This is a genomic window from Helicobacter saguini, from assembly GCF_000762875.2.
Taxonomy (GTDB): Bacteria; Campylobacterota; Campylobacteria; order Campylobacterales; family Helicobacteraceae; genus Helicobacter_A; species Helicobacter_A saguini.
In genome coordinates, this window is the sequence record NZ_JRMP02000001.1 from 54097 (window position 1) to 70508 (window position 16412).

Below are 16412 nucleotides of genomic sequence, written 5' to 3' on the forward strand. Positions count from 1 at the left end.
CTATAGATTCTATAAAAGTAGAATCTTAGCATAAAAGATAGAATCTAGATTAGATTCTATAGATTTTATAGAATCTAGTTTAGCGAGGTGGCTTGGTAGAGTTGCATTAGGCGGAGGTAGAATTCTTCTTCGCCGCTATTTTGCAAGATTCCATGTGAAGGCAGGATGTCATAGTATAGGCGGTCAAGGACTTTAAATCTATTTGGGAAAAGACTAGCTAGCATCATTGCTGATATTTGACGGCGAACTAGCATTGCTGGGGGCAAAAGTCCTAAGCGGAAAAATTCTATCATAGATTCTGTATTATAATTAATGTGATGATGATGTCCATGCGGACAAACGCGTGTAGAAACGATAGTGCGGCACACATCGCAATAGACATATTCACTTACAATTTTTACCTCAATATTAAAGCCTGTTAGTGAATCAAATATGCTATGGATTTCATTATTTAAATAATACACTGAAAGACCGCGATTATTTTCACCTACTAAAAACTTCGTGCAGCCATAATTACGCGCGACTAACGCACTCATAATCATATTATTTTGCCCAGCATATAGGTAAGTATCATCATGTGGGATTATGATTACTTTTTCTTTCATTAAATAATTTTCTACTAAAAACTCCGTGCATTTTAGCCTTAAATCATAGCTTATTAAGTCATTTCGATATGGCTTTAGCAAGAATATTACTAATAAATCGCACTCTTCTAAGGCTTTTCGCATTAGCTCCTCATGCACTCTATGCAGTGGAGATGCGCGCATTACCATACCAGATATTCGCTTTGCTCCTAGTTGTTTTATCTTTTTTTGCAAACGCTCCTTATTGATTGCTACTTCGTTATGCTCTAGCTCATACTTGCCACTTATGCCGATTTCGCCGATTCTATGCTCTATTTCTTGTATGCGTTTTGACGCAAAGTCGCCGCCCATTATTTTATACATTCGCTCTTGCTTATTGATTTTAAATGTGGAATCTACTTTGATACTTCCCACTTTTACCCCATCTGTGATAAAGTCTAGCACTTCGCCTTTCTTAACAGATTCTAACACCTGCTTATTTCGCTTCCCACTAGGACTTAGCAAAAATGGACACGGATAGCTGCTGCCTTTATACATTCCGCTTTTATTTACTTCATTCATTTCCTTTTCATTCATTAGCCCACTTACAGGGTAAAGTAAGCCTTCACTAGCAAGATTTAATACTGAAATGGCTTCTTTGTCGATATAAAGTTGTTTATTTTTTCCTTGTGATGCCATATTTTTTCCTTTTTTCCCATAGAGATTTTCGGCTCATTCCTAGCTTTTTGGCGAGTTCTACATCTGGATAGCGACCTTCAAACTTCGTAATTACGATTCGCTCATATTCTTTGATACTTAGAATCTCGCTACCGATTTCAAGATTATTCGCCATATTTGTAATATCTACCACATTTGGAAAGCTAACCTTTTCATCAGCAATAAGGCTTAGAATCATATTAAAATTCAACGCTTTTTCTAAAAATTCCTTGCGTTCTTGCTTTTTAAGATTCTCAATATTTATAATGTAGTAGTTTTTGTATTTATCAAAATTATAAGTTTTCCATTCTATATTTTTTAAGCTAATAAATTCTAAACGCAATCCACGCTCAATTGCATATTTCATCGCATAAATATCAGCACTTCTTTGTGAGCTAGCCTTAATTAGCATAGGGGGCAGCATATCAGGCAACTCAGGAATCTGCAGCTCATCTTGGATAAATCTAAAATAAGATTTATAGAATCTAATATCGCTCTCTAACTCCTTAAAGGCTCTGTAATGCTCGATTTTACGCACTAGCTCATCCATCATAAAGGGCTTTACGATGTAGTCACGTACGCCATTTTTAAGCGGCTTACTAACGGTATCATCAGTCACATAGGACACCATAAGTATGATTATAGAATCTTTATAATGCTCTATAATCTCGCTTAAATCCGCATCAACCGCGCTAATGCTAAGTAGCACAATATCATAGCTTTTGCTATCGTTTGCTATCTCTTCTAGGCTGCTAATCGTGTGGCTATTATGCCCTGTATCGGCTAACTTTGTAGCGATACTTTGGGCTAAATAAGCCTCGCTTTCAATTATTAAAATTTCCATTTTACTTGCTCCTTTTTGATATGATGGAATGGGTTGGTTTTATCGTTGCGACAATCTATTTTATTTTTTATAGAATCTAGTTTGTTATAGAATCTAGATTCTATATTTTTTGTCATGTTGAGCGAATGCGAAACATCTACGTTATTTTTCTTAGAATCTTTTGCGTTTTTAGATTCTACAGAATCTCGTGTGTTATCAAAATTCGCATTCGCGCTTTTTATATTAATCTTAAAAAAGGGTCGCCCTTTGGGAATAGATTTATACAAATTTTGCAACTGCGAATTTTGCGTAAAATTAGATTCTATAATATCTTTAGAATCTTGCATTGTAGATTCTATAACTTTTTTAGAATCTAAGTTAGCATTTTTATAAAGTTTAGATTCTATCATTACGCTACCTTTATATGCGATTTTAACATAGATTCTACACTTAAATGGCAGTCTAAATTCTCCCATTCAATGCCTGTATTATCACAGATAAAACGCCATTTTTTAAGCTCTTTGATACTTGCATTTTCTAGCTCTTTATACCATTTTAGCGGCGTAGAAATAATGCGTTCATCTTCTAGCGTAACATTCAAATAATTCTCATCAAAACTTACATTTTTAGCTTTTAAAATATTCATTTTTTATCCTTTATAGAATCTAGATTCTGTAATTTCGTGGCGTTTTGAGATTTTTCGCTTCGCGAATTATTAGATTCTATCTTTTCTAATCTTATCATCTCATTTCCTTAAATATGTTGCGTGGTTTTAGTTGCGTTATGGCGGTGGCTAAAATGCCTTCTTTGCGACCGATAAAGCCTAAGTGTTCTGCCGTTGTAGCCTTTATGCTAATTTGAGATTTTTGCAAATATAAAATATGGGCTAGGGCTTCTTGCATTTGTGATTTATATGGCGAAATCTTTGGAGTTTGCGCGATTAGCGTAACATCAATATTTACTATTTCTAAGCCAACGCTAAGCGTGTAATCATAAACGCGTTTTAATAGAATCTTAGAATCCGCGTTCTTATAAGCGTTGTCGCTATCAGGGAAAAGCTCGCCTATATCGCCGCAATTCATCGCGCCCAAAATCGCATCGATTATAGCGTGGATGCCCACATCGCCATCGCTATGCGCTTTAAAGCCGACTTTAGATTCTATGCGAACGCCACAAAGATACATTATTTTATTAGATTCAAAGGCGTGAATATCACTACCCTGCCCTATCAATGTTTGACTAGAATCTAGCTTAGAATCTAGCGCGTCAAATAGCGGTTTTAGTAAGCCCAAATCCTGCGTTGTGGTAAGTTTATTCATTTGTTTATCGCCATCTATCAATTTGATAGTCGCATTTTTTAACGCATTTATCGCACTTGTCTCATCGCTAAAATCTATATTTAATTTTGTAGATTCTATAAGTTTGCCTAATTTGCTAATTTGTGGGGTTTGGATAAGTTTCAAATTTTCTCTTTTAAGGTGCGTAATATTAGAATCTTCTAGGTAAATCGCAGTATCGCTAATATTTATAAAAGGGGCGATACAATCATTATTTTCGCACGATAAAGATTCTAACAAATCGTGTATCACTTTTAGCTGTGTGTTGAATCTAGCGCAATCATTTACCATAACAAAATGAGAATCTATAGAATCTTGCAAATTAGATTCTATAAATGCAAGGGCGTTTTTTAAAGAATTATAGCGAGTATTGCCCCCCTGAATAATATGTATAGGAATATTCGTAGAATCTAAATTCGTAGGACAGAGCTTTTTCATATAATGTAAATCTGTGGTGGATGCGGTGATAATAATTTGCGTAAGTTTTATAGAATCTAATTTTGCTAAAGAAGTTAGAATCTGCTTACTTAGATTTTGCAATACAATAAGCCAAAGTGGCGTAGTATTTATTCGTATCCATTGCTTTTTTACATTTGGCTTTTTAGATTCTATAAGATTAGATTCTATAAAATCTTGCATTTTAGATTCTGTATAACTTTTAGAATCTTTTTTATCATTTTGTATTTTAGATTCTATGCAATTTTTAGAATCTTTTAAACTAGATTCTATAAACTTAGATTCCATAAAATCTTTAGAACCCACAAAACTAGATTCAGCAGAATCACAAAACCTAAGCGAATCACCCGCCGCCATAATAACTAAAGTCAATTTTTTCAACTTTTTCTCTTTTATATAAATTTATAGAATCTACTCTTTGGATACACTTTTAGAATCTTTTTGCATTTTTTCGTGCTTTAGAATCATTCTAGGACCATAAAATCCAAAGCACCAAACCAAAAACACAACCATAATAAAAACCATCACCGCACTAAAAATCAATGCAAACGTTTCCATTTCTATTCCTTTTTCTTTTCCATTTCTCTTACTTCATTAAAATAATGAAAGTAAGTAATAGCGGTTAGTATAGCAGCTACAATAAACGTCGCTATACAAAATAACAACAAACCAAACTTAAAAGCACTCAGCTTATCACTATTCACAAACAAATACGAAACCATACCTATAAGCGAAAGTAGCAACCCACCAAGCAACCTTTCAAGATTATCCAAAATCCTATCAAAACTATTTTTCATACCATTCCATAGCAAAACATATAAAAAATTACACAATTATATAATAATTCCAAAAGAAATGTTACTATTTTCTACATTTTTTAAACTTTCGCAACGCTAAACATAAAATATAAAAATACATAAAAAATACATCTTTTTTCACTATAATTATCCACATTTATAGAATCTAGATTCTAAAAGGACACATTATGAGCGAAAATATACGCAACACTTGGATAGAAAAACGAAGCAACGATAAGATTAGAACGCAACTGCACTACGCTAAAAAAGGCATAATCACAGAAGAGATGAAATATGTCGCAAATATCGAGAATCTCCCAGCCGAGACAATCCGCAAAGAAATCGCAAAAGGACGCCTAATAATCCCAGCAAACATCAACCACAAGTCCCTAGAGCCTATGGGCATCGGCGTGGCACTTCGCACGAAAATCAATTCAAACATCGGCAGCTCCCAGCTTGTCGAAGACATCGATGAAGAAGTAACCAAACTCAAAACAAGCATAAAATACGGCGCAGATACCGTAATGGACTTAAGCACAGGCGGGGACTTAGACAAAATTCGCACCGCCATAATCGCTGAATCTAGTGTGCCTATCGGCACCGTGCCTATGTATCAAATATTACACGATGTGCAAAATGATGTGTTAAAACTTGACATTGACACGATGTTAAGTGTATTATTGAAACAGGCACAGCAAGGCGTAAGTTACTTTACGATACACTGCGGCTTCCTTTTGGAACACATGCCAGCGGTTTCAAAACGCAAAATGGGCATAGTCTCACGCGGCGGCAGCCTTATGGCAAGCTGGATGTTGCACTATCACAAGCAAAATCCGTTTTATGAATATTACGACGAGATTCTAAAAATATGTCAAGAATACGATGTTTCGCTATCGTTAGGTGATTCGCTTCGTCCGGGATGTCTAGCTGATGCTAGTGATGAGGCACAATTTAGCGAATTAAAAGTGTTGGGCGAGTTAGCTAAAAGAGCGTATGACAAAGACGTGCAGGTAATGATTGAAGGACCAGGACATGTCCCACTTAATCAAATTGAAAGAAATGTGGAGTTGCAAAAAGAATATTGTAATGAAGCACCGTTTTATGTGCTAGGACCTTTGGTAACTGACATCGCCGCGGGATACGACCATATCGCAAGTGCGATTGGTGCGTGTGTAGCGGCGTGGAAAGGTGTAGCAATGCTTTGTTATGTAACACCAAAAGAACACCTTGGTCTACCGAATGCAAATGATGTACGGGAGGGAATAATCGCTTACAAAATCGCCGCACATGCCGCAGATATTGCACGCGGTAGAGTTGGCTCAAGGGTGCAAGATGATTTGATGAGTGATGCAAGATATGCGTTTGACTGGAATAAGCAATTTGAGTTAGCTCTTGATGGTGAGCGTGCCCGTGAATTTCACGATGAGAGCTTGCCTCAAGAAGTATTCAAAGACGCCGAGTTCTGCTCGATGTGCGGACCAAAATTCTGCAGTTACAAAATCACACAAGAAATCTTCAAAAACTACAAAGAGGAAGAATACACCACGAAATAAGATTCTAAGAATTATAGAATCTAAAATTAGATTCTAATGAATAATAAAAAGTTAAAATAAGATTCTAAAATCTTATAGAATCTAAAAAGCAAAAATGTTGGGAATATGAATCTAAAACAAAATTCTATAAAAACGAGACATTACAAAGTTATAGAATCTAAAATTCTATGATAAAAGCCAAATGTGAAGTATATTGTTTTATAGACTTCCCAGCAAACTTCTAAACGCTATACACAATTACAATATAAATCTAACAGATAATGGCAAGCGAATAGTAAAACTGCAAACCCAAAAGAAACAAAAAAATATTTTGGTAATATTTTTTAAAACCTAGAATCTAGATTTCACAAAAATTTCACATTATTGTTATTTTTCTGCAAAAAATATGCAAAAAATATTAACTTTTTATTAACTTTAAGTTTCGACTAATAATAAGAATACTATAATAACAAAATGTTCTTTTAACTCAAATTTGAAGAAGGAGATTGTATGCAAGATAACGTGAAGCAATATGATTACTCGCTTGCTAAGTGGTTTTTGCTTATTTGCGTGGTAACGGGTTTTCTTGGTATGTTAATCGGTGTGATTTTGGCAGCACAGCTTGCGGTGCCGAATTTAAACTATATAGCGGGTGAGTATTCTATCTTTGGTAGATTGCGACCGCTACATACAAATGTGATTATTTATGGTTTCACATTGAGCGGTATGTGGGCTGGATGGTATTATTTTGGACAGCGCGTCTTAAAGATTACCTACCATGACCATCCGTTTTTAAAGCTTGTTGGTGTATTGCACTTGGTTGTGTATGTTATTACTTTGGCGATTGCGTTATATACGCTATTTGCGGGTATTACGCAGTCTAAGGAGTATTCAGAGCTGCCTTGGATAGGCGATATTTTTATCGTGCTAACTTGGGTGCTTTGGGGGACTAGCCTTTTTGGGTCTATGGCGGTGCGTAGAGAAAAGGTGATTTATATATCTTTATGGTATTTTATCGCTACATTTACTGCGATTTCCGTGCTATTTATCTTTAATAACTTGGCTGTTCCTACACGACTTGTCACAGGTTTGGGTAGTATATGGCATAGCGTATCAATGTATGCTGGGACTAATGACGCGCTGATTCAGTGGTGGTGGGGGCATAATGCGGTGGCATTTGTTTTCACTTCTGGTATCATCGGTCTTATATACTATGTGTTACCTAAGGAATCTGGGCAGCCTGTGTTTTCATATAAGCTTACGTTATTTTCATTTTGGAGCTTAATGTTTGTGTATATTTGGGCTGGTGGTCACCATTTGATTTACTCAACGGTGCCTGACTGGGTGCAGTCTCTAGGCTCTGTTTTCTCTGTTGTGCTTATCTTGCCATCATGGGGAACGGCTATAAATATGCTACTTACAATGCGCGGTCAATGGCATCAGTTAAAAGAGTCTCCGCTCATTAAGTTCTTAGTATTAGCATCTACTTGGTATATGCTAGCTACTTTGGAAGGTCCTATTCAGTCTATTAAGTCGGTAAATGCTTTAGCACACTTCACTGACTGGATTGTAGGACACGTCCATGACGCGGCTTTAGGCTGGGTGGCATTTACTATCATTGCTACGATTTATCACTTATTGCCACGATTATTTGGTAGAGAAATCTATTCTAAAAAGATAATCGAAGCGCAATTCTGGATTATGATGGTAGGTATTGTATTCTACTTCTCATCAATGTGGATTGCTGGTATCGTGCAGGGTATGATGTGGAGAGATATTACTGAGCTAGGTCAGCTTAAGTATTCATTTATTGATACCGTTATACAGCTTAAGCCTTATTATACGCTAAGAGCTTTAGGCGGTGCGTTATACTTAGTAGGCTTTGTGATGTTTATCTATAATATTGTTATGACCATTGTAGCAGCTAAAGAGCTTAAAAAAGAGCCTGAGTTTGCTTCACCTATGGCGTCTTAAGGAGGATTAAATGTTTAGTTGGCTTGAAAAAAACCCATTCTTTTTTACGGTAGCCTTTTTGGTTGCTTTCTCTATTGCTGGGCTAGTGCAGATTATCCCTGACTTTAGAAAGTCATCACAGCCTATTGAGGGCTTACGACCGCTAACCGTGCTAGAGACTGCTGGACGTGATGTATATATGAAAGAGGGCTGCTATAACTGCCACTCACAGCTTATTCGTGAATTTAAAAGCGAGGTTATGAGATATGGTATGCACAGCCTTAGCGGTGAGTATGCGTATGATAGACCTTTCCTTTGGGGCTCTAAACGCACAGGTCCAGATTTGCATAGAATCGGCGATAGAAGTAGTAGCGACTGGCATGCTAATCACATGTGGGAGCCTATATCTGTCGTGCCTAATTCTATTATGCCAGCATACAAGCACCTTTATACTAAAAAGGTTGATTTTGAGACTGCGTATGCAGAGGCTTTAACGCAAAAGAAAGTCTTTAATGTTCCTTATGATGTTGATGGTATGAAAAATAGCATTAAACTAGGCACACTAGAGCAAGCTCAAGCCCAGTTTAAAGAGGACGCCGCAAAAGTGGTAGAAGAGATGAAAAATGAGAAAACTACTCAAATATTTAACGATGGTAATGGCGAGATTACTGAAATCGTAGCCTTGATTGCTTACTTAAATAGCTTGGGTCAAAGTCGCATTGTGAAATAATGGAATCTAAAAGGATTTATTATGGAAAAGATAACTGCGATGGAGTTTTTTTTTAGTCTAAAAGGGATTTACTTTTTTAGCATTGTGTTTTTGGTGATTTGGCTTTATTCTTATATCATTTATCTTTACAGGGCGCAACGCACAGGCAAGGTAGATTATGAGAAATATGCTAAGTTAGCCTTAAATGACGACTTAAATGACGAGTTGATAGAATCTTGTGATGATACAAAAGTGAAAGGAGAAGATAATGGGTTGGTTAAGTGATCATGTGAATCTAATAGGGTTTATAGGCGCGATAGTTATTCTATTGCTAACTATTGTAACCGTTTGGAATCTTATTAAAAAGATGAAAACTGAAAGTGGCGGTGGAGAGCTTACGTCGCATGAGTGGGATGGCATTCGCGAGTTTAGTAATAACATTCCTACCGGGTGGCTTTTATCACTATTAGTCCTAATCGTGTGGGCTATATGGTATGTGCTTATCGGCTATCCGCTTAACTCATATTCGCAAATCGGCGAGTATAACGAGGAGTCAAAGGCATATAACGCACGATTTGAGACTATCCATGCGAATTTGGATGAGGCAGGATTGCGTGAAATGGGCGAGCAAATCTTTATGGTTCAGTGCGCACAATGTCATGGCTTAACCGCTGAGGGCAACGATGGCAAGGCACAGAATCTTACTCACTGGGGCAAGGTTGATGGCGTAATTGATACGATTAAGCATGGTAGTGCTGGATTGTATTTGGCTAATCTTGATACTAATGAGATGATGATGAGCGAGGGCTTACTAACCGAAGACAAGGACATCCAAGCTGTAGCGCAATATGTAATGGCTGAAATCGTAGGTGATAAATCACGCAACTATGACGCCGAGCTAGTCGCACATGGCAAGGAGCTATTTAATGGCGATGGCACTTGCTTTAGCTGCCATGGTGAAAATGGACAATGGACTGAGGAAAGCCCCGCTCCAAACCTAGCTCTTTATGGTAAAAAAGAGTTTTTGGAAAATGTGTTAAAACACGGCAAAAAGGGCAACATCGGCGTTATGCCTAACTTTGAGTATCTAAATCTTAGCGATAAAGAATACGAAGCCTTGCAAGTGTTTATCGCGGCTAAAAAGAATATTGATTAAGGAGTGAGTATGCAAACGATTGTGAATATTTTGAATAGTTTGGTTGGGTATTTGTTGGCAGTCTTGCTTGTGGTTGGTGCGGCGGCTATCGTGGGCTATAATGCGATACGCATTCAAAGCGATACGGCGACTAAGTATTACACGCTTGATACGCAGGATTTGCAAAAGAAAAACACCGCTAATCAAAACGCCTTTAAGCCGCTTGAGAAGTAGGGTTTTTGTCATTGCGAGACTTGTTTATTTGGCAAGGCGTGGCAATCTATAGAATCTAGATTCTATCCTTTTTAGGATAGGCGTAGGAAATCGTCAAACTAGATTCTAATTTGTTCTTTGTTTTTTAAAGTTTTAAGATTTATAGAATCTATCCACTTCTTTTAAAAGGGTGGTGGGTGGGCTTTTAGGCTTTGCGAAGCGAAAGTTAGATTCTATCCACTCTAAAAAAGGGTGGTGGGCGGGCGATAGGTATTCGTCAATTAGATTCTATATTTTAAAACTTTTTGGTATTTTAGTTTGTAGGTTGCTAGATTCTATTTTTAGAATCTAGCTTAGGTTTTCTTGCATTTGTTTATAGAATCTAGATTCTATCCATTGACTTAAAAAGGGCGATGGGTATTTACTAAGCAAGATTCTATAAAAAGGCAAAATTTATTTTAAAGGATAAAAAATGAAATTTACAGCATTAGAAAAATTCACAGCGGCGGTTCTATTTTGTGTGGCAATCTTTACAATCGTTCTAACGATTTCCCCTTACCACTATCTCCACGCCGTATAGACATACTAGTTGTATAATTTGAATTAGTAAGTGTAAAGCCTTGCGAGTGTTTATATCTTATACACTCTAAAGCTTGAAAGTTTATTGTTCAAAAAAGATTTTATGCACAAAATACATGACAAAACTACAAAACTTTTAAAGCAAGATAATTTGAGTAATTTAGATTTTGTAATATTATTCCATTACTTTTAGAATACTATCTTTTATTTCTATTGGATTTTCATCATATTTTCTTACAACATCCTCTAGTGCCTCAAATAATTCTTCAAATTCTTCTCTATTTTCTCTTCTAAAAATTAATATTTTAGTTAATGCACTAACAGCATAATCTATCTTTTTGTCATTTGAGACATTTTTCATAGAAGTTATGTCGCCTTTTAGGCTAAGTCCTAGCTTTCCAAACTTAAATAGTTTTATTGGATTCCAAAACCTTTTAAGCAAAAAAGGAGCAAATGCACTTGCAATTTTAAATATACCCTGTATTTTATCAAACAATTCCTCATCCTCTAATTTATCTATTGGCTTCATAAATTACCTTTACATTCACATTATACAAAAGTAGCTCTACTTAAGAATAATATAAACACAAACTTGGGATTTAATAGCAAAAGGCTATCTTACTCACAAGGACTAACATAAACAAAGATATATGCAAATCTGCTAAACTTATAGAATCTTCATATTATATAAGCTTAAACTGAGATAATAACAATATATACTCTAACTTTGAATAAAGCAAATTGTATTCCATTATAAAGAAACTACTAAAGTAGTTTAAATGCATCTAATCTTCATATTTAGATTCTATAATTATGTATTTTTTTAAGGAGAGATTATGCTAGATTCTAAGATTAAATGTGATAATGGGGGGGGGGGGGTAAATACCTATTAATTTCGTCTCTTTTTAAACGCAACAAAGATTCTATAAATATTACAGAATCTATAAATAAAAATATCGATGTTAAAGATTCTATAGAATCTAAACAGAGCTATATTAATAAACAAGATTCTATAAATCCTAGTGATATTAATAAAGATATAGAATCTAATCATAAAAATTCCGCCAAAATAGATTCTAAACAAAGCGAATCTGCACAAAACCATACCAAAAACCAAGATTTTAACAATAAAGATTCTAACCAAAACTACAACATAGAATCTAAAACCCAAGATTCTAACAAAACCTTATCAAATATCTTTTTTTACGCTTACATCATTTTCCTTGCCTTGCTCTGTCTTAGCTTTGGAGCGATTATGTTTCCTTTTGGTGATGATTTTCTTTATACCTCAAATGCCTCTGTGTTTTATTCCCCTACTAATTTTGCTCACGCATTTACCCCTATTTTGTGGCAGCGGGGTCGGCATATCGCTGATATTTTGATGGCTTTAAGCCTTCGTCCTTTTGGTGAGATTTTGATTTCTTTTGGACTTAGCGTGACTATTGCATATAAAATCGTGGCTAGTTTTTTTGTATGTGTGTTTTATTTTTTAGCCTTTATTTCATATTCGCTTTTAGTGTATTTTCTAAACGGCAAGAAGGATTTTAGGATTATTTTTATATTTACTTCGCTAATTATTATTTGCATATTTCATAGGGCTGATTATATCAATTTTGCCGCATATCTTGGCTCGGCTGGACTATCAATGCTTGTATTTTTACCCATTTTGCATTATTTTTTATTTAATGTGGAGTATCGATATAGTGCTGATTCTACTATAAATATTCCTTTGACCTTACTGTTTGTGTATTTTGCTAGTTTCCAAATAGAGCCCTCAAGCCTTATAGTTTTTGGACTTTGCGTATTTATCGCCCTTTATTACATTGCTACTAGATTCTATAAAAATATTAATATGTGGTTTTATATTATTTCTTTTATTGTGCTTGTGCCTTTAAGTGTGGCTATGACGACATTTTCAGGGCGTGGTAGGACGCAAAGGGAGATGATTGCTGATTTTAGCTATTTAGATTCTATGATTACATATATTAGAGCTTTTATTAAAAATTATTACTTTTTACATATTAATCAATTGCTTGTAGCTGCGATAATTATATGTTTTGGAATCTTTATTTATATTCTAATAAAACGCAAAATTGCCAAGATTCTTTATATTCAATTTGCCCTTTTAACTATCGGCATTGTTGGGATGTTGGGCTTTGCGGCAATTCGTGTGCCTGGCATTTATTTCCCTTGCATTATCATTTTGCTAACATTATTTTCATTTGTCCTTGCGTTTAGGTATTCTAGGATTTTTATTATTAGATTAATAATAAATACGTTTTTGATAAGTGGCGTGGCTGCCTTAATTTGCGATAGTATAAGCGTGTATGAGAGCGAGTTTAAACGTCTTAGTCCTTATAAAGATTCTATAAATAATCTTATCTTACTTTATAAAAATGCTGAAGAAAAGGGCTTAGATAAGCTAATAATAACCCCGCAAGATATACAAAAATATCACTTGCAAATGCAAAATATCACAACAGATTCTAAAAGCTTTAGCAATAGCACGATAAGCTCTTGGATGCAATATTATGGTTTTACTACTAAGTATATTAAAATTTTTTTAGAAGATTCTAATGATGAAGATTCTAAAGATTCTAAGGATAATGTCAATGAATAGAAATATAGAATCTAATATTACAGAATCTAGTTTTATAGAATCTAGCCGCGATAAAAAGCCCATTTTAAGCGTTGTTATTCCTTGCTATAATGAAAGTGAAATCATAAATCTAACGCATACAAAAATGTGTGAAAAACTAAGCGAGTTGATTATGGAATCTAAGATAGATTCTAAAAGTTTTATATGCTACATTGATGATGGGAGTAAGGATAATACGTGGGAGATGTTGCAAAAATTCGCCCTAGATTCTAAAGATTCTAATAAAATTATAGAATCTAACTCCCCTTTAAAAGGGTGGTGGGTGGACGATAGGTTAGATTCTATAGAATCTAGCAACGCTTTTAAAATCACAGAATCTAATTTAGATTCTATAGAATCTAGCCACCCTTTTAATAATAAAATCCACACAACCGCCATAAAGCTTTCACGCAATGTAGGGCATCAAAACGCCTTGCTAGCCGGGCTTTCCTTTGTCAAAGATAAGTGTGATTGTGTTATTAGCATTGATGCGGATTTGCAGGATGATATTGGCGTGTTTTCGCAATTTATTAGCGAGTATAAAAATGGCTGTGATATTGTGTATGGTGTGCGGCAAAATCGCGAAACCGACTCGATTTTCAAACGCAAAAGTGCGGTGTTTTTCTATGATTTTATGAAGTTTTTGGGTGTAAATATCGTGCATAATCACGCGGATTTTCGCCTTTTATCGCACCGCGCTTTAGAATCTTTATTGCAGTTTAAGGAGGCAAATTTATTTTTGCGTGGCATTATTCCGCTTTTAGGCTTTAAGAGTGCGTGCGTGGGCTATAATCGCTTGAGACGCGAGGCAGGAGTTAGCAAATATCCGCTTAGGAAAATGCTGGCGTTTGCGTGGGGCGGGATTACGAGTTTCTCTATTGCGCCTTTGAGGCTTGTCGCTACTTTGGGCTTTGTTTTTTTTATTTTCTCTTTGCTGCTAGGCGTTTATGTGCTTTATGTGCGTTTTTTTACTGAATCTTATGAAATCGGCTGGGCATCCACGCTTATCCCCCTTAGCTTTTTTAGCGGTATCCAAATGCTAAGTCTAGGCATAATCGGCGAATACATCGCCAAAATCTACGCCGAAACCAAACACCGCCCAAAATACTTTATAGAATCTGTTGTGTGATTAGAATCTATTGCTTCAGCACCGCACTAACACGCGATACACTATCATTTTTAGCAAGGCTTAAGCGGATTATAGAATCTTGTCTCGCCTTTAGAGAATGCGGTATATTCGCATCTAAGGCTATCATATCAAGCGTTTGCATATCAAGCTTTTGCCCTTGCACCTCAAACTCAATGCTACCACTTAGCACTTGCACGAAAATGCTAAATGGCGCTTTATGCTCTTTCATTACAGAATCTTTTGCCATTGCTATTCTTATCTCTTTTGCAGAATCATTTTGTGTCATCACTTCGATATTTACTTCACCTGCCTTAAACGTGGCATTTTTCCAACTTATTATTTGCATTTGTTATCCTTTTTAGAATCTATTTTTGGAATTTTATATTTTAAGATAAGAAAATTTTTTAACTGATGTTAAGACAATATGTTAGTTACTGTGTGTTTTAGATAAAAATCGCCTAAGTTTTTTTATAAAATCTCTTGGTTTTAAACGATAAACAATCATATCGTTTATAAACTTGGCTAGTTTGTGATAGCGAAGCAATGTTGATAAACCTTGTATTTTTTGCATTTCTTTATCAAAATATAGAATCTTTTTTGCATTTTCATTTTTTATCCATAGCCATTGACCTTTGCCGCGGCGAAAGGCATCTTTTGGGCTTTGGGAAAAAATAGATTCTAAAAAGGCTTTTAACTTTTCTTTATGGGCTTTTAGCTCGTTTATATCATTTAGAAAAACAGGCTCTTTTAGCATTTGCAAATATGCTTCTTTGTCATTATCAATGCGTTTAACTTCGGCAATTAGCGAATCTATATCAGGGAAATCATGCGCGTTTATAAAAGATTTTGGGTTAATTCTATACTTTATTAAATCTTGTGAAATATGCGGGAGTTTTGTATCAATTTTTAGGTTTTTGTATTTTGTATTTTTAAATTCTATATTAGAATCTTTTGTGGATTCTTTTATAGAATCTTGCGGACTAGATTTTATAACTTTATTATTTTCGTAGTTTAAATTTTTGAAATTTTTAGAATCTAAAGTTCTAGATTCTATATATTTATTACTAGAGTGAGTTACCCCCCCCCGTTACACAACTAGATTCTATATCTTTAGAATCTTTTTTAGAATCTAAGTCCATAAGTCGCAAGGATGTATCGCCCCAGTATATCGGCACACAACCCGCAGCAAAGGCATCAAATAGCTTTTCGGTTAAATATCCTGGATAGCTTGAGTTTTCAAAACATAGATTAAATTTGTAATCTTTTAGCCATTCAATTTTGTTTTTTATGGCAAAGCCTATATTGTTTGCATGTTTTCCACCAGAATCTACTTTTTTATATTCATTTAGAGCTTTGAAAACTTCTTCTCTAGTATCAGTGAATGGATGCCATACATTGCTAACCATATAACCACAAAATTTTGTTTTAAATTTTATATCTTTGGTTTCACTTAAATGTTTATTGACAATTATCTTAAAATCATCTCGCAAAAGTGCATAATTAATTTGAAAATGTCTATCTTCAAACTCTAAGCAATCAAAGTCAATAGCATAATCAGCTGCATTAAAATCAGCCCTAACATTTTCTCCTGTGGCATAAATCCTAACACAATCATATCGTAAATGCTCATAACCATAAGGTCCATAAATGATAAAATCTGGCTCTTTGGAATAAATCACATTAAATTTATCCTGTAATAATTTGACATAAAAATTTTCATAGAAATTTTGCTCTGTGTCTTGTGTGTGCCAGTCTAGAATGCGAAGTTTTATATTCTTTTTCACTTAAATTCTCTTTATAAATTTATTCTTAGTATAAAATATTAAAATCA

General features: G+C 35.0%; 20 protein-coding genes. 9 read left to right on the forward strand and 11 right to left on the reverse strand.

Annotated features, from left to right (window positions below):
• Positions 1-74: 74 nt before the first annotated feature.
• The 7 genes from LS64_RS00275 to LS64_RS00300 form a co-directional block, all read right to left on the reverse strand.
• Positions 75-1262, reverse strand: a complete 1188-nt coding sequence (locus LS64_RS00275; protein WP_034570023.1) for a sulfate adenylyltransferase — start codon at positions 1260-1262, stop codon at positions 75-77.
• Positions 1240-2124, reverse strand: a complete 885-nt coding sequence (locus tag LS64_RS00280) for a DNA-binding transcriptional response regulator (RefSeq protein WP_034570026.1) — start codon at positions 2122-2124, stop codon at positions 1240-1242. Before LS64_RS00280 ends, LS64_RS00275 begins: the two co-directional genes overlap by 23 nt.
• Positions 2112-2579, reverse strand: a complete 468-nt coding sequence (locus LS64_RS00285) for a hypothetical protein (protein WP_160659260.1) — start codon at positions 2577-2579, stop codon at positions 2112-2114. Before LS64_RS00285 ends, LS64_RS00280 begins: the two co-directional genes overlap by 13 nt.
• The gene (locus LS64_RS00290) at positions 2513-2749 is read right to left on the reverse strand and encodes a DUF2442 domain-containing protein (protein ID WP_034570031.1); all 237 of its coding nucleotides are present in this window, start codon (positions 2747-2749) and stop codon (positions 2513-2515) included. Before LS64_RS00290 ends, LS64_RS00285 begins: the two co-directional genes overlap by 67 nt.
• 94 nt (positions 2750-2843) lie before the next feature.
• Positions 2844-4277 carry a 2-C-methyl-D-erythritol 2,4-cyclodiphosphate synthase gene (gene ispF, locus LS64_RS00295; protein ID WP_034570033.1) on the reverse strand — a complete coding sequence of 478 codons (1434 nt, stop codon included), beginning with the start codon at positions 4275-4277 and terminating at the stop codon, positions 2844-2846.
• A gap of 30 nt (positions 4278-4307) precedes the next feature.
• Positions 4308-4454 (reverse strand): hypothetical protein, encoded by a 147-nt coding sequence (locus LS64_RS12220; protein ID WP_160659259.1) that lies wholly within the window; start codon positions 4452-4454, stop codon positions 4308-4310.
• Positions 4455-4456: 2 nt separating this feature from the next.
• Positions 4457-4693 (reverse strand): hypothetical protein, encoded by a 237-nt coding sequence (locus LS64_RS00300; RefSeq protein ID WP_034570036.1) that lies wholly within the window; start codon positions 4691-4693, stop codon positions 4457-4459.
• Positions 4694-4881: 188 nt separating this feature from the next.
• On the opposite strand from LS64_RS00300, the gene thiC reads away from it, so the two are divergent.
• The 7 genes from thiC to LS64_RS12225 all read left to right on the forward strand — a co-directional run bounded on the left by thiC (position 4882) and on the right by LS64_RS12225 (position 10587).
• A complete protein-coding gene (thiC, locus tag LS64_RS00305; RefSeq protein WP_118949031.1) occupies positions 4882-6246 on the forward strand; it encodes a phosphomethylpyrimidine synthase ThiC in 1365 nt (454 codons plus the stop codon).
• A gap of 489 nt (positions 6247-6735) precedes the next feature.
• Positions 6736-8199, forward strand: coding sequence for a cytochrome-c oxidase, cbb3-type subunit I (ccoN, locus tag LS64_RS00310; protein ID WP_034569790.1), 1464 nt, complete (start codon positions 6736-6738; stop codon positions 8197-8199).
• Between the two features lie 10 nt (positions 8200-8209).
• Positions 8210-8908, forward strand: a complete 699-nt coding sequence (gene ccoO, locus LS64_RS00315) for a cytochrome-c oxidase, cbb3-type subunit II (RefSeq protein WP_034569793.1) — start codon at positions 8210-8212, stop codon at positions 8906-8908.
• Between the two features lie 21 nt (positions 8909-8929).
• A complete protein-coding gene (locus LS64_RS00320) occupies positions 8930-9172 on the forward strand; it encodes a cytochrome c oxidase, cbb3-type, CcoQ subunit (RefSeq protein ID WP_237416211.1) in 243 nt (80 codons plus the stop codon).
• Positions 9156-10043 carry a cytochrome-c oxidase, cbb3-type subunit III gene (gene ccoP / locus LS64_RS00325; RefSeq protein ID WP_034569796.1) on the forward strand — a complete coding sequence of 296 codons (888 nt, stop codon included), beginning with the start codon at positions 9156-9158 and terminating at the stop codon, positions 10041-10043. Before LS64_RS00320 ends, ccoP begins: the two co-directional genes overlap by 17 nt.
• A 9-nt stretch (positions 10044-10052) precedes the next feature.
• Positions 10053-10256: a DUF4006 family protein gene (locus tag LS64_RS00330; RefSeq protein ID WP_034569799.1), complete on the forward strand. Its 204-nt coding sequence runs from the start codon at positions 10053-10055 to the stop codon at positions 10254-10256.
• Positions 10257-10428: 172 nt separating this feature from the next.
• Positions 10429-10587 (forward strand): hypothetical protein, encoded by a 159-nt coding sequence (locus LS64_RS12225; RefSeq protein WP_160659258.1) that lies wholly within the window; start codon positions 10429-10431, stop codon positions 10585-10587.
• 402 nt (positions 10588-10989) lie between these two features.
• Here the strand turns inward: LS64_RS12225 and LS64_RS00335 are convergent, their stop codons facing one another.
• Positions 10990-11343: a hypothetical protein gene (locus LS64_RS00335; protein WP_034569802.1), complete on the reverse strand. Its 354-nt coding sequence runs from the start codon at positions 11341-11343 to the stop codon at positions 10990-10992.
• Between the two features lie 726 nt (positions 11344-12069).
• On the opposite strand from LS64_RS00335, the gene LS64_RS00340 reads away from it, so the two are divergent.
• Positions 12070-13434: a hypothetical protein gene (locus LS64_RS00340; protein WP_118988416.1), complete on the forward strand. Its 1365-nt coding sequence runs from the start codon at positions 12070-12072 to the stop codon at positions 13432-13434.
• On the forward strand, positions 13427-14581 hold the full coding sequence (locus tag LS64_RS00345; protein ID WP_064773695.1) for a glycosyltransferase family 2 protein: 1155 nt from the start codon (positions 13427-13429) through the stop codon (positions 14579-14581). The genes LS64_RS00340 and LS64_RS00345 overlap by 8 nt, the downstream gene beginning before the upstream one ends.
• 7 nt (positions 14582-14588) lie before the next feature.
• Here LS64_RS00345 and LS64_RS00350 read toward each other — a convergent pair whose 3' ends face one another.
• From LS64_RS00350 to LS64_RS00360, 3 genes are all read right to left on the reverse strand, one after another.
• Positions 14589-14927 (reverse strand): cupin domain-containing protein, encoded by a 339-nt coding sequence (locus LS64_RS00350; protein WP_034570646.1) that lies wholly within the window; start codon positions 14925-14927, stop codon positions 14589-14591.
• Positions 14928-15008: 81 nt separating this feature from the next.
• Positions 15009-15341 (reverse strand): hypothetical protein, encoded by a 333-nt coding sequence (locus LS64_RS00355; protein ID WP_052062367.1) that lies wholly within the window; start codon positions 15339-15341, stop codon positions 15009-15011.
• Between the two features lie 304 nt (positions 15342-15645).
• Complete coding sequence (locus LS64_RS00360) at positions 15646-16365, reverse strand: glycosyltransferase family 10 domain-containing protein (RefSeq protein ID WP_052062366.1); 720 nt, start codon at positions 16363-16365, stop codon at positions 15646-15648.
• Between the last annotated feature and the right edge of the window lie 47 nt (positions 16366-16412).

Bases quoted from the DNA above. Each gene is read 5' to 3' on its own strand.
- LS64_RS00335 (WP_034569802.1), bottom strand. From the start codon at position 11,343: ATGAAGCCAATAGATAAATTAGAGGATGAGGAATTGTTTGATAAAATA.
- LS64_RS00330 (WP_034569799.1), top strand. From the start codon at position 10,053: ATGCAAACGATTGTGAATATTTTGAATAGTTTGGTTGGGTATTTGTTG.
- thiC (WP_118949031.1), top strand. From the start codon at position 4,882: ATGAGCGAAAATATACGCAACACTTGGATAGAAAAACGAAGCAACGAT.
- LS64_RS00290 (WP_034570031.1), bottom strand. From the start codon at position 2,749: ATGAATATTTTAAAAGCTAAAAATGTAAGTTTTGATGAGAATTATTTG.
- LS64_RS00280 (WP_034570026.1), bottom strand. From the start codon at position 2,124: ATGGAAATTTTAATAATTGAAAGCGAGGCTTATTTAGCCCAAAGTATC.
- ccoN (WP_034569790.1), top strand. From the start codon at position 6,736: ATGCAAGATAACGTGAAGCAATATGATTACTCGCTTGCTAAGTGGTTT.
- LS64_RS00300 (WP_034570036.1), bottom strand. From the start codon at position 4,693: ATGAAAAATAGTTTTGATAGGATTTTGGATAATCTTGAAAGGTTGCTT.
- LS64_RS00320 (WP_237416211.1), top strand. From the start codon at position 8,930: ATGGAAAAGATAACTGCGATGGAGTTTTTTTTTAGTCTAAAAGGGATT.
- LS64_RS00285 (WP_160659260.1), bottom strand. From the start codon at position 2,579: ATGGGAGAATTTAGACTGCCATTTAAGTGTAGAATCTATGTTAAAATC.
- LS64_RS00350 (WP_034570646.1), bottom strand. From the start codon at position 14,927: ATGCAAATAATAAGTTGGAAAAATGCCACGTTTAAGGCAGGTGAAGTA.
- LS64_RS00275 (WP_034570023.1), bottom strand. From the start codon at position 1,262: ATGGCATCACAAGGAAAAAATAAACAACTTTATATCGACAAAGAAGCC.
- LS64_RS00345 (WP_064773695.1), top strand. From the start codon at position 13,427: ATGAATAGAAATATAGAATCTAATATTACAGAATCTAGTTTTATAGAA.
- ccoO (WP_034569793.1), top strand. From the start codon at position 8,210: ATGTTTAGTTGGCTTGAAAAAAACCCATTCTTTTTTACGGTAGCCTTT.
- LS64_RS12220 (WP_160659259.1), bottom strand. From the start codon at position 4,454: ATGGAAACGTTTGCATTGATTTTTAGTGCGGTGATGGTTTTTATTATG.
- ccoP (WP_034569796.1), top strand. From the start codon at position 9,156: ATGGGTTGGTTAAGTGATCATGTGAATCTAATAGGGTTTATAGGCGCG.
- LS64_RS00340 (WP_118988416.1), top strand. From the start codon at position 12,070: ATGTTTCCTTTTGGTGATGATTTTCTTTATACCTCAAATGCCTCTGTG.